11 protein-coding genes are annotated in these 12,780 nt (G+C 54.1%); all 11 read right to left on the reverse strand.

The genetic code is table 11. The features are described 5' to 3' along the window. Window positions 1-20: 20 nt before the first annotated feature. The 11 genes from murG to cra all read right to left on the reverse strand — a co-directional run bounded on the left by murG (window position 21) and on the right by cra (window position 12,733). Window positions 21-1,088: an undecaprenyldiphospho-muramoylpentapeptide beta-N-acetylglucosaminyltransferase gene (gene murG / locus ACO0U8_RS07550; RefSeq protein WP_421670557.1), complete on the reverse strand. Its 1,068-nt coding sequence runs from the start codon at window positions 1,086-1,088 to the stop codon at window positions 21-23. Then, window positions 1,085-2,287 carry a cell division protein FtsW gene (gene ftsW / locus ACO0U8_RS07555; RefSeq protein ID WP_122094590.1) on the reverse strand — a complete coding sequence of 401 codons (1,203 nt, stop codon included), beginning with the start codon at window positions 2,285-2,287 and terminating at the stop codon, window positions 1,085-1,087. Before ftsW ends, murG begins: the two co-directional genes overlap by 4 nt. Before the next feature lie 5 nt (window positions 2,288-2,292). Beyond that, window positions 2,293-3,609: a UDP-N-acetylmuramoyl-L-alanine--D-glutamate ligase gene (gene murD, locus ACO0U8_RS07560; RefSeq protein ID WP_183848581.1), complete on the reverse strand. Its 1,317-nt coding sequence runs from the start codon at window positions 3,607-3,609 to the stop codon at window positions 2,293-2,295. A gap of 2 nt (window positions 3,610-3,611) precedes the next feature. After that, complete coding sequence (mraY, locus tag ACO0U8_RS07565) at window positions 3,612-4,694, reverse strand: phospho-N-acetylmuramoyl-pentapeptide-transferase (RefSeq protein WP_056776950.1); 1,083 nt, start codon at window positions 4,692-4,694, stop codon at window positions 3,612-3,614. Then, a complete protein-coding gene (gene murF, locus ACO0U8_RS07570; RefSeq protein ID WP_217203563.1) occupies window positions 4,688-6,049 on the reverse strand; it encodes a UDP-N-acetylmuramoyl-tripeptide--D-alanyl-D-alanine ligase in 1,362 nt (453 codons plus the stop codon). Before murF ends, mraY begins: the two co-directional genes overlap by 7 nt. After that, complete coding sequence (gene murE / locus ACO0U8_RS07575) at window positions 6,046-7,533, reverse strand: UDP-N-acetylmuramoyl-L-alanyl-D-glutamate--2,6-diaminopimelate ligase (protein WP_136375822.1); 1,488 nt, start codon at window positions 7,531-7,533, stop codon at window positions 6,046-6,048. Before murE ends, murF begins: the two co-directional genes overlap by 4 nt. Further along, entirely contained in the window at window positions 7,520-9,283 is a 1,764-nt protein-coding gene (locus tag ACO0U8_RS07580; RefSeq protein ID WP_056776939.1) for a peptidoglycan glycosyltransferase FtsI, read from the reverse strand. Before ACO0U8_RS07580 ends, murE begins: the two co-directional genes overlap by 14 nt. Window positions 9,284-9,310: 27 nt before the next feature. Then, window positions 9,311-9,631 (reverse strand): cell division protein FtsL, encoded by a 321-nt coding sequence (gene ftsL, locus ACO0U8_RS07585; RefSeq protein WP_056776937.1) that lies wholly within the window; start codon window positions 9,629-9,631, stop codon window positions 9,311-9,313. Next, complete coding sequence (gene rsmH / locus ACO0U8_RS07590) at window positions 9,628-10,569, reverse strand: 16S rRNA (cytosine(1402)-N(4))-methyltransferase RsmH (RefSeq protein WP_217203565.1); 942 nt, start codon at window positions 10,567-10,569, stop codon at window positions 9,628-9,630. The genes ftsL and rsmH overlap by 4 nt, the downstream gene beginning before the upstream one ends. Before the next feature lie 2 nt (window positions 10,570-10,571). Next, a complete protein-coding gene (gene mraZ / locus ACO0U8_RS07595; RefSeq protein WP_056776931.1) occupies window positions 10,572-11,030 on the reverse strand; it encodes a division/cell wall cluster transcriptional repressor MraZ in 459 nt (152 codons plus the stop codon). Between the two features lie 698 nt (window positions 11,031-11,728). Continuing rightward, window positions 11,729-12,733 (reverse strand): catabolite repressor/activator, encoded by a 1,005-nt coding sequence (gene cra / locus ACO0U8_RS07600; RefSeq protein WP_056776928.1) that lies wholly within the window; start codon window positions 12,731-12,733, stop codon window positions 11,729-11,731. Between the last annotated feature and the right edge of the window lie 47 nt (window positions 12,734-12,780).

A 12,780-nucleotide genomic window follows, 5' to 3' on the forward strand; every position in this document is an offset into this window, starting at 1 on the left:
AATGCATGGCCCGTTCAATTTCATTTTTTACTGGCGGCAACCACTTCGGCAGCCACGCGTTCTGTCGCATCAGGGATGGCCGCTGCGCGTGCAGCGCGTGCCATTTCCATAAGATGGGTTCTGTCCCATCCGGCCATCAGATCGGCCACTGCGGCGGCACTAAAATCTTTCTGCTCGATAATCTTTGCTGCACCGGCTTTCTCCAGTGGCAGCGCATTCCAGTACTGCTGACGATCTTTATGCTGGAAGGGGATAAATATCGCCGGTAAACCCGCAGCAGCAATTTCGCTGACCGTTAAGGCACCGGAACGGCACACCACCACATCCGCCCATGCGTATGCTTCTGCCATGTCATCAATAAATTCAGTAACTTTATGCTGAGTCTGGCCGACTTTTTCATAAGCCTGGTTCACTGACTCCAGCGCACCTTTACCGACCTGATGCCACAGCGTAATTTTTTCACCCATCAGCGCCGCCAATTCCGGCATGCTCTGATTAAGCACTCGGGCGCCCTGACTTCCGCCAATGACTAAAACGCGAATCGGCCCTTCACGCCCAGCCAGTCGGGTTTCTGGCAACTCCAGCGCCAGTACGTCGGTACGCACCGGATTACCGACTACGTCTGCATGAGGAAATGCGCCGGGAAATGCCTGCAATACTTTTTTGGCAATGTGCGACAAACCTTTATTGGTCATGCCCGCAATACCGTTTTGTTCGTGTAGCACCACCGGGATCCCCAGCGACCAGGCGGCTAATCCGCCGGGACCAGAAACGTATCCGCCCATGCCAAGCACTACATCAGGCTGGAAACGTTTCATGATGACTTTTGCCTGGCGCCACGCATGATATATGCGAATTGGGGCTGTGAGTTGCGCTTTCAGACCTTTCCCACGTAATCCTGAGATTTTAATAAAATCAATCCCAATACCGTGTTTAGGAACCAGATCTGCTTCCATACGATCTTCGGTTCCCAGCCAGCGAACTTCCCAGCCTTGCCCCATCAGATGATGTGCCACAGCCAGCCCCGGGAAAACATGCCCACCGGTACCGCCTGCCATCACCATTAACCGCCGGGTATTGCCACTCATCGGGCACTCCTTACAAACGCCTGGGCTTTAGCCAGCCGCGTTTCAAAATCCACTCGCAGCAATAACACGATTGCCGTCGACATAATGATCAGGCTCGAACCACCGTAACTGATGAGCGGCAGGGTCAAACCTTTGGTCGGCAACATTCCCGCTGCAGCCCCAACGTTTACCAGCGCCTGGAAACTAAACCACACGCCGATTGAGCAGGCCAAAAAGCCGGAAAATCGCTGATCAAGCTCCAAAGCACGGCGTCCAATGGACATCGCGCGAAAAGCGACGAAGAATACCATCAACAGGGCTAAAACCACACCGAAATACCCCAGTTCTTCGCCTAAAATGGAGAAGATAAAATCGGTATGTGCTTCCGGTAAATACTCCAGTTTTTGCACCGAGTTACCGAGGCCTTGCCCCCAGAATTCACCACGGCCAAACGCCATCAGTGACTGGGTTAACTGGTAGCCACTGCCAAACGGATCGGCCCACGGATTCCAGAAGGATGTCACGCGGCGCATACGGTAAGGTTCGGCGATAATCAGCAGCACAACCGCAAAGGCTCCGGAGCCGATGATGGCCAAAAACTGCCACATTTTTGCCCCCGCCAGAAACAGCATCGCCAGCGTGGTGATAAACAGTACAACCACCGTACCGAGGTCAGGCTGAGCCAGCAGCAACACGGCCAGCACAACCATCACACCCATCGGCTTACAAAATCCCCAGAAATTGCTGCGCACCTCATCGACCTTGCGCACCAGATAGCTGGCGAGATAGCAGAACAGTGATAGCTTGGAAAACTCAGCAGGCTGAATACGCAGAGGACCAAAGGAAATCCAGCGCGATGCCCCGTTAACGGAACTCCCCACTACTAACACCACCAGCAGCATGACCACTGAGAGCAAAAGCAGCACATTGCTGTATTTCTGCCAGACCGCCATGGGAACGCGCAGCGTAACCAGTGACATCCCAAATGCCAGTGCGAGGTAAATCGCATCACGTTTGGCAAACAGGAACGGGTCATCGGCCAGACGCTGTCCAATGGGCATCGATGCCGAGGTCACCATCACGAAACCGACAATCGCCAGACCAAAGGTCAGCCACAGCAGAGTCCGGTCATACAGCACCAGCGTCACGGCGTCATTTTCTTTGGCGCCCATCACCCAGTCGTTAAACTTTCTAACGAGACCCAGCCCCGGCATACGGATCCGCATCAGCCAAGCTCCTTCGCCAGCGCGGTGAAGACATCACCCCGTTGTTCAAAACTGCGGAACTGATCGAGGCTCGCACAGGCCGGAGAAAGCAGCACCATATCGCCGGAAACCACACGCGTGCTGATGTCACGCATCGCCAGCTCCAGGGTGTCAAACAATGAAGAGACATCGGGCCGTAAATCAGCCAGCTCTGCACCGTCACGGCCAAAGCAGTAAACGCGCAGATTGTCGCCCTGCAAATAACGGGTCAACGGAGAGAAATCAGCCGATTTGCCATCACCGCCTAACAGCAGGTGCAACGTCCCCTCAACCTGCAGGCCATTCAGCGCCGCTTCGGTACTGCCGACGTTGGTCGCTTTGGAATCATTTATCCAGCGCACGCCGTTATGTTGCCAGGCAATCTGGAAACGGTGAGCCAGACCGGTAAACGTGGTCAGTGCTTTCAGGCTGGAGGCATGTGGCACGCCGACAGCATCTGCCAGCGCCAGCGCAGCCAGCGCATTAGTATAATTGTGACGGCCAGTCAGCGGCATCTCATGGGTATTAAGAACTTTCTCGCCACGCACACGCAGCCAGATGTCATCCTGCTGACGGGTCAGGTGGTAATCACCGACATCCACACCAAAGCTCACGCAACGTTTATCTGCGCCCCGCACCGGCATGGTCAGTGCATCGTCCGCATTGACGACGCACAGCGCGGCGTTTTCATAGACTTTCAGTTTTGCAGCCCGATACTGCTGCAAGCCAAACGGATAACGATCCATATGATCTTCGGACACATTCAGGATCGTGGCCGCAGCAGCATGTAAACTTTCCGTGGTTTCCAGCTGGAAACTCGACAGCTCAAGCACGAACAGATCGTATTCGTGATCCAGCATGGTCAGCGCCGGCAAACCGATATTGCCCCCCACGCCGACGCGCCATCCGGCGGCTTTCGCCATTTCACCCACCATCATGGTCACTGTGCTTTTACCGTTTGAACCGGTGATCGCCACAATCGGCGTATCGGTTTCCCGACAGAACAGTTCGATATCACCAACGATTTCCACTCCGGCTTCTGCGGCGGCGCTCAGTGCTGGCGTCGCCAGGGCGATGCCTGGGCTTGCGACGATCAAATCAGCGTCCAGCAGCCACTCTTCATTGAGCGAACCGAGATGGCGCTCAATGTTATCCGCAAGTTTGTCCAGTCCTGACGGGCTGACGCGGGTATCAATAACACGCGGCGTAACACCACGTGCCACAAAGAAATCAACACAGGAGAGGCCGGTCAGCCCCAGCCCGATAATGACAACTTTTTTACCCTGATAGTCAGCCATAATTACCGCACCTTCAGCGTAGCGAGGCCGATCAACACCAGCATCAGCGAAATAATCCAGAAGCGCACGATGACACGCGGTTCCGGCCAGCCTTTAAGTTCGTAGTGATGATGAATAGGCGCCATACGGAAAATACGCTGCCCACGTAACTTAAAGGACCCGACTTGCAGGATAACCGACAGTGTTTCGACGACGAACACACCGCCCATAATCACCAGTAAGAATTCCTGACGCAGCAGAACGGCGATGGTACCCAGCGCGCCGCCCAGAGCCAGAGAGCCGACATCGCCCATGAACACTTGTGCCGGATAGGTGTTAAACCACAGGAATCCAAGTCCGGCACCGACAATGGCGGTACACACGATCACCAGTTCCCCCGCATGACGCAGATAGGGAATATGCAGGTAACTGGCAAAATTCATGTTACCCGTCGCCCATGCGACCAGCGCAAAACCTGCTGCGACAAAGACCGTAGGCATAATCGCCAGACCGTCCAGACCGTCCGTCAGGTTTACCGCGTTGCTGGTGCCCACGATCACGAAATAGCTCAGCAGGATGTACAGCAGACCAAGCTGTGGCATGACGTCTTTAAAGAACGGAACAACCAATTCAGTCGCGGGCGTGTCTTTGCCGATGGCATACATGGTAAATGCCGCGGCCAGCGCGATGACGGACTGCCAGAAGTATTTCCAGCGGGCTATCAGCCCTTTGGTGTCTTTACGCACGACTTTCCGGTAATCATCGATGAAACCGACAACGCCGTAGCCAATAAGAACAAACAGCACGCACCAGACATACGGGTTCGACGGATATGCCCACATCAGCACTGAAATAGTGATAGAGGCCAAAATCATCAGGCCGCCCATCGTTGGCGTACCGCGTTTACTGAAATGTGATTCCGGTCCGTCGTTGCGAACAACCTGACCAAATGACATTTTTTGCAAACGGGCGATCATCCGTGGACCAATCCACAATGACAGGAAAAGTGCAGTCAGCAGGCTGACAATGGCGCGAAACGTCAGGTAGGAAAAGACGTTGAAGCCGGAATAATATTTGACCAAGTGTTCGGCCAGCCAAACTAACATGTTGCATTCTCCTGTAACGCGCGTACTACCTGCTCCATTGCGGCACTACGTGAACCTTTAATCAAAACGGTAATTACCGCATGTTCAGACAGTAAGCTCGTTAAACGGGCCGTCAGGGCTGCCTTATCCTCTACATGCTCACCACAGCCACTGAGATCACTGATGATGCGGCTGTCATGGCCAATACTGAATACTTTGTCGATACCTGCGTCGCGGATGGCTTCGCCAACCTGACGGTGGCAACTTTCGCTTTCCGCACCCAGCTCTGCCATATCGCCCACTGCCATCACGCGATAGCCAGGCATCTCGGCCAAAACCTGCGCGGCAGCGGTCATGGAACCGACATTGGCGTTATAGCTGTCATCAAGAAGAGTTTTACCTTCGCTCAGCACAATCGGGAACAAGCGCCCTTTCACTGATTGCAGCGTCGCAAGCCCTGCGCGCACGTTATCCAGCGAGGCACCGACTGAGAGTGCCAGCGCCGCAGCGGCCAGCGCGTTAGCGATATTGTGACGACCAGGAACAGGCAGCGAGACATCAATGCTGCCCTGAGGGGAATGTAAAGTGAATGCGGTATTCAGCGGGCTGAGTCTGACATCCGAGGCGCTGAAGTCTATGTCAGCACGCTGGGTCGCAGAGAAACGCCAGACCTTTTTACCGGTAAGCTTGTGCTGCCAGTTTGCCCAGTCATTATTATCTGCGTTGATCACAGCGATGCCGTCGTCCGGCAACCCTTCGAAAATCTCGCCTTTCGCCTGGGCAACCCCGGCCAGTGAACCGAAACCTTCCAGATGTGCGGCAGAGAGGTTGTTTATCAGCGCCGTTTCAGGACGTGCCAACGCAGTGGTGTAGGCGATTTCACCCGCATGATTTGCGCCCATTTCGATAACTGCAAAATCGTGTTCTGCGGTCAGACGTAATAAGGTCAGCGGCACGCCGATGTCATTATTGAAGTTGCCTGCGGTATACAGCACATTGCCGCACTCACGCAAAATCGCGGCGGTCATCTCTTTCACCGAGGTTTTGCCGGAAGAACCCGTAAGGCCAACCACGCGTGCAGGGACCTGCTGACGCACCCAGCCGCCGAGTTGTCCCAGCGCGATGCGGGTGTCAGCCACCACTAACTGCGGGACGTCCACCGGTAAGCGCTTACTTACCAGCAACGCCCCTGAACCGGCCTTGACAGCCTCTGCAGCAAAGTCATGAGCATCATACTTCTCGCCTTTCAGGGCAATGAACAAACAGCCCGGCGTGACCTGACGGGTATCGGTTGTGACGCTGTCAATTTGGGTATCGTTGCCGATAAGTTCAGCATTGAGTGCCGCCGCCAACGTTTGCAGGGAAACGCGGATCATGCGATCACCCCCAGTAAACGGGCAACGGTGACACGATCGGAGTAATCAAGACGCTGATTACCGACAAGCTGATAATCCTCATGACCTTTACCCGCAATCAGCACAACGTCATTTTCCGTTGCCTGCATAATCGCGCTGGTCACCGCTTCTGCGCGGCCATGAATTTCCTGAGCACGCCCGCCATCGAGCAGCCCGGCAAGGATGTCTGCGACAATAGCGCGAGGCTCTTCGCTGCGCGGGTTATCGTCAGTCACGATTACGCGGTCAGCGTATTGTTCTGCAATGCCGCCCATCAGAGGACGCTTACCTTTATCACGGTCACCGCCGCAGCCAAACACACACCACAGCGTGCCACGGCAATGCAAGCGGGCTGCCGCCAGCGCTTTTTCCAGCGCGTCCGGCGTGTGGGCATAATCCACGACTGCTGTCGGTTTGCCCGGCGCATTGAAGACTTCCATGCGGCCGCACACCGGTTGTAGTTGCGAGCTCACTGCCAGCAGTTGTGCCAGCGGGTAATCCTGAGACAGCAGGGTCGCCAGCGCCACCAGCAGGTTGCTGACGTTGAAAGCGCCCATCAGACGGCTTTCCAGCAGCCCTTCGCCCCAGCTTGAATCGATGTTTACGGTGGCGCCGTTGTCGTGATAATTCACGCTGCGCGCCGCCAGCCAGCGGCCTTTCCAGCCTGCCGGAATTTTATCTTCCATGGTGACGGCAATAGCGTCAGGGGTTTTAGCCAGCCAGCGCAACCCGACGTCATCGTCAGCATTAATAATTTTTTGGCCGACCTGATGCGAAGCGAACAGCTGCCATTTGGCATCTTCGTAACTTTGCATGTCACCGTGGTAATCAAGATGATCGCGGCTCAGGTTGGTAAATGCGGCTGCCGCAAACGGCAGTGCGGCGACACGATGCTGAACCAGTCCGTGGGAAGAGACTTCCATTGCGGCAAAGGTTGCACCCTGTTTCACCAGGTCAGCCAGAATGTGCTGAACCTGCACGGCAGAGCCGGTGGTATTTTCTGCCGGAACCACTTTGTCCAGCAAACCATTTCCGACGGTGCCCATGACGGCACTGGTTTCGCCCAGCAACTGGCTCCACTGCGCCAGCAACTGCGTGGTCGTGGTTTTGCCGTTGGTGCCGGTCACGCCAATCAGGCGCAAAGCATTGCCTGGTTGATGATAAAAACGCCCGGCCAGTTCAGAAAGCAGGACATTCAGATTCTCGAGATAAATTACCGGTACACCATGCATCTGGCAGACCGTTCCGTGCTCTTGCTCACCCTGTGCTTCGGCCACGACGGCAGCGACGCCCTGGGCAATTGCCTGGGGAATAAAACGACGCCCATCACTGGTATGGCCTGAAATCGCGACAAACAGATCTCCGGCAGCCGCCACGCGGCTGTCTAAAATCATCTCTTTTAGCGCTACTGCCGGGGCATCACTCACCCAGGGCGCTAATAGGTCGCGCAAATTACGATCTGCCACCTGAAGCCTCTTTTTGATTATTCACTATGTCTGCATTTTCATCGGCAGTCAGCGCATCCGGTTCAACGTTCATGGTGCGCAATACGCCGCCCATGATGGCGCCAAACACCGGTGCGGAAACGGCCCCACCGTAATACTTCCCTGCCTGCGGATCGTTGATTACAACCACCAGTGCAAATCTTGGATTGCTTGCCGGTGCAACGCCTGCGGTGTAGGCAATGTATTTGTTTACGTATTTCCCATCGGGACCGACTTTCTTCGCGGTACCGGTTTTAATCGCAATGCGGTAACCCTTGATCGCGGCCTTCACGCCACCGCCGCCAGGCAGCGCGACGCTTTCCATCATGTGAACGACGCTGCGCACAACAGGCTCAGGGAAGATGCGTTCACCGGATACCGGGGGATCAACCCGGGTTATCGACAGCGGACGATAAATGCCCATGCTGCCAATCGTTGCGTAGACTCGCGCCAGCTGGAGAGGTGTCACCATTAGCCCGTAGCCGAAAGAGAAGGTGGCCCTCTCTATGTCAGACCACCGTTGTTTTTTAGGGTATAAGCCACTGCTTTCTCCAACCAGCCCCAAATTGGTCGGTTTTCCCAATCCGAATCGCGAGTAAGTGTCTACCAGCTCTGCGGACGGCATCGATAACGCCAGTCGTGAAACACCGACGTTACTCGACTTCTGCAAGATACCCGTGACGGAAAGCTCCGCGTAACGGGCCACATCTTTAATCTCATGACCATTAATCCGGTACGGCAAGGTGTTCAGCACGCTGTTCTCACGCACGACACCATTTTTCAACGCCGTCATCACCACCATAGGTTTTACCGTGGAACCTGGCTCGAAGATGTCGGTGATCGCCCGGTTACGCATCACGTCTTTCGGCGTATTCGGCATGTTGTTTGGGTTGTAAGACGGGCTGTTCGCCATCGCCAGCACTTCGCCGGTTTGCACATCCACCAGCACGGCAGTGCCTGATTCGGCTTTGTTGAAGGCTACCGCATTGTTCAGCTCGCGATAAACCAGCGCCTGAAGACGTTCATCGATGCTGAGCGCCAGATTGTGTGCTGCCTGGCTATCCACTGAGGAGATGTCTTCGATAACGCGACCGAAACGGTCTTTACGGATGGTGCGCTCGCCCGGTTTTCCCGTCAGCCAGCGGTCAAAACTTTTCTCAACACCCTCGATACCTTCACCATCAATGTTAGTGACACCAATGACGTGCGAGGTGACCTGGCCTGCCGGATAGTAACGACGTGACTCCTGGCGCAGGGAAATCCCCGGAAGTTTGAGTTTGTGAATATATTCGCCGACAGAAGGGTTTATCTGACGGGCGAGATAGACGAAACGGCCTTTAGGGTTGGCATTGATACGGGCAGAAAGTTGGTCGAGCGGCATATTCAGCGCGTCAGCCAGCGCTTTCCATTTGGTATCAACCGTGATGCCGCCCCGGTCGATGATTTCTTTCGGATCCGCCCAGATAGCATTGACCGGCACGCTGACCGCGAGAGGGCGGCCTGAGCGATCGGTAATCATCCCACGGGAGGTCGGAATGGTTTGAACGCGCAGGGAGCGTAAGTCCCCTTCTTTGACCAGCTTGTCCGGGTTAATCACCTGCAGATAAGCTACCCGCAACATCAGCCCCAGTAATGCCAGCAAAATACAGGCGCACAACAACGCAAAACGCCAGCTTATAAAGCTGGCTTGATCTTCTGGACGCTTTAACTTCGCGGTGCGTGTTGCTTTCATTAGCTGCCTGTATTCTCCGTGCGCATTTTAAGGCTGAACCACAATAGTTTCTTGAGATGGATCAACGTGCTGCATCTGCAATTTCTCCGTTGCGATGCGTTCTACCCGGCTGTGATCGCCGAGGGCATTCTCTTCAAGGATCAGGTTGCGCCACTCAATGTCCAGCGCATCCCTTTCCAGCACTAACTGTTCCCGCTGTGCCGTCAGTAAACGCGTACGGTGAGCGGTGGTGACCACGAAAATTGCGCTGACTAAAACAGCGATCAGCAAAATCATCGGGATTTTGCCATTGCGCAAAATGTCGCTGGCAATGACCCCCACTAAACCGTGGCGTTCGTTGCCGATCACGATGCCGTTCTCTCAGCAAAACGCAGTACAGAACTGCGGGCCCGCGGGTTTTCTGACACTTCCGCATCTGAGGGCATCATTTTTCCCACTGACTTTAATGAACGCCCGCCAAGCTCGGCGATCTGCGCTTCCGTCATTGGAATACCGGCCGGTACCTGTGCACCGCGACTGTGCTGACGAATAAAGCGCTTCACAATGCGGTCTTCCAGTGAGTGGAAGCTGATTACCGACAGCCGTCCGGCCGGGGCAAGAATCTCCAGCGCGCCATCAAGCGCACGTTCGATTTCTTCCAGTTCACTGTTGATGTAGATACGAATCGCCTGGAAGCTGCGCGTCGCGGGATGCTTGTGCTTCTCGCGAAACGGCGAGGCATTCGCAATTAAATCAGCCAGCTCTTTGGTTCGCGTCATCGGCAACTCGCGGTTGCGCTCGACAATTGCGCGCGCGATGCGTTTCGCAAAACGCTCTTCACCAAACGTTTTCAGAACCCAAATAATGTCTTCTTCTTCCGCTTTCATCAGCCATTCAGCCGCTGAATAACCTCGTGTAGGATCCATGCGCATATCCAGAGGTCCGTCGCGCATAAAGGAGAATCCGCGCTCAGCATCATCCAGTTGCGGAGAAGAAACGCCTAAATCCAACAGCACACCGTCGATCTTACCTTCCAGACCCCGCTCGCGGACGTAATCAGCGAGATCGGAAAAAGGTCCGTGGATAATAGAGAAACGGGCATCATCAATAGACTCTGCGGCTTTGATCGCTTGCGGATCGCGGTCAATCGCCAGCAGACGGCCTTCAGGCCCAAGCTGTGACAAAATCAGACGTGAGTGGCCACCGCGACCAAAAGTTCCGTCTATGTAAATGCCGTCCTGGCGGATGTTCAGGCCGTTAACGGCTTCATCCAGCAAAACGGAAGTGTGTTTGTAGTTTTCAACCATGCTTATAATGACAAGTCCTGTAATCGATCAGAAAGGGGTTCCTGAGACGATTGTTCAGCGTCTATGTCTTCCTTAACTTGTTGATACCAGGTCTGTTCATCCCACAGTTCAAACTTGTTGAACTGCCCAACCAGCATCACTTCTTTTGCGAGCCCGGCGTGCTGACGCAGTGTGTTCGCAATCAACAGACGCCCGGCGTTATCCATCTGACATTCACTGGCATGTCCCAGAAGCAGGCGCTGAATACGGCGCTCTACAGGGTTCATACTCGACAGACGGGACAATTTTCGTTCGATAATTTCCCATTCGGGAAGGGTGTAAAGGAGGAGGCAGGGGTGATGGAGATCTATGGTGCAAACCATTTGACCTTGCGATTCCTCGCTCAGCAAATCCCGGTATCGGGTGGGTACGGCAAGTCGCCCTTTGCTGTCGAGATTAACCATCGTCGCGCCACGAAACATGGCGCTCTACTCCCCTTTGACCTTATTCACCACTTTCCTCCACAAATTCCCACTTAAAGGAGTTTACGGATGGTTTTAAAACCTTGTCAAGCCAGAGCGGAGGCGGTTTGGTAATATTTACGCAGGGACAGGAAAGCCCGCCCCAGGTAAGCGAGGTGATTTAGAGGTGAAATAGAAAATAACGTCATGATTAGTTGAAGAAATTTCGGAGGGTTAATAATTTCGTTTAAAAAAAAACCAAAATGAACATTATTTAACTATTTATATTCTTCTGCTCTATGACTCAGTTTTCCGGGTCTTTATGCCTTAAGAAAAATCATTTCCGATTTTTTTTCGGCTATCACTGCTAAATCATCATCATTAAGAATGCCAGCCCGCGTGGCACAAGCCTTTCAGCGCATTTAAAAACCACGAGTCGCGGTCCGCACGCATACCCAGAGAAATTAAGCCGGGAATTCTACAGCACTTTTGCAGACTGCATTAACGTATTTTGAAATTGATTTACGGGTTTATATCAGCGAAAAAAATGAGAACACATTTGTTAATAATTCAGCGCTCTGGGAATGCTCTTAAAATACCCGCTTATCCCGCAAGGGATTGTTTTTAGCGAAGGGAATACGTGTCCTGGTGAAATTTGAGAAAGGAAAAGAGCGGTTGAGGGAAAATCGCGGGCACCCCACAGAATGCCCGTCAGAGATTTACTTGCGGCTTAAACGGCCACGACGGAAAAGATTGCGACGAATACGGGTCAGGCCTGCTTTAGGTTTTTTGGGCTCATCGAGGCAAGCCAAAACCAGCTCCAGTACGCGCTCAGCCACATCGCGATGGCGCTGCGCGACCGCCAGCACCGGACATTCAAGGAAGTCGAGGAGTTCATTGTCGCCAAAGGTCGCAATCACCAGATCGACAGGCAAACGCCCTTCCATCTTCAGCGTGACATCCATGACGCCCTGCAAAAGCTGAAACGAGGTAGTGAATAACGCCTGCGGCATCGGGTGGGTTTTCAGCCATTCAGCGAACACAACCGCCGCCGATTCGCGGTCGTAAGCGTTGGCATAAAGATATTCGGGCTGACGTGCATCATCCGCCCAGGCCTGACGGAACCCCTGCTCGCGCAGGAAGCTCACCGACAATTCCGGCAGCGCGCCCAGATACAATACCGATTCAGCAGGGAACGTTCGCAGCTCCTGCGCCAGCATCAGGGCATCTTCCTGATCGGCGCCCACGACGCTGATGAAATGTTCCGGATCCAGCGCGCGATCCAGCGCAATGATCGGGAAATCCCCGTTGGCCCAGCGTTGATAGAAAGGGTGTTCCGGTGGTAAAGAGGTGGAAATGATGATCGCATCAACCTGTCGTTGCAGCAGATGTTCGATGCAGCGCATTTCGTTATCCGGCTGATCTTCAGAGCAGGCAATCAGCAACTGATACCCACGCTGTCGCGCCTGACGCTCAAGAAAGTTGGCGATTTTGGTGTAGCTGGTATTTTCCAGATCGGGGATCACCAGGCCAATAGATCGGGTTCGGCCAGCGCGCAACCCCGCCGCCACCGCGTTCGGGTGATAGTTATGTTCCTTCACAACAGCCATGACTTTTTCGACTGTTTTATCGCTGACACGATACTGTTTCGCTTTGCCATTAATCACATAACTGGCCGTGGTACGCGAAACGCCCGCTAACCTCGCGATCTCATCCAGCTTCACTGAGATAACCCCTTAAGAAAGATAATGCTTTATCTAACCCCAGAAGA

The sequence above is a fragment of the Rahnella sp. EDr1-12 genome, assembly GCF_049206505.1.
In the GTDB taxonomy this organism is placed as follows: Bacteria; Pseudomonadota; Gammaproteobacteria; order Enterobacterales; family Enterobacteriaceae; genus Rahnella; species Rahnella rivi.

Coding starts and splice junctions, on each gene's coding strand:
- murG (WP_421670557.1), bottom strand. CDS start 1,088: ATGAGTGGCAATACCCGGCGGTTAATGGTGATGGCAGGCGGTACCGGT.
- murD (WP_183848581.1), bottom strand. CDS start 3,609: ATGGCTGACTATCAGGGTAAAAAAGTTGTCATTATCGGGCTGGGGCTG.
- mraY (WP_056776950.1), bottom strand. CDS start 4,694: ATGTTAGTTTGGCTGGCCGAACACTTGGTCAAATATTATTCCGGCTTC.
- murF (WP_217203563.1), bottom strand. CDS start 6,049: ATGATCCGCGTTTCCCTGCAAACGTTGGCGGCGGCACTCAATGCTGAA.
- ACO0U8_RS07580 (WP_056776939.1), bottom strand. CDS start 9,283: ATGAAAGCAACACGCACCGCGAAGTTAAAGCGTCCAGAAGATCAAGCC.
- rsmH (WP_217203565.1), bottom strand. CDS start 10,569: ATGGTTGAAAACTACAAACACACTTCCGTTTTGCTGGATGAAGCCGTT.
- mraZ (WP_056776931.1), bottom strand. CDS start 11,030: ATGTTTCGTGGCGCGACGATGGTTAATCTCGACAGCAAAGGGCGACTT.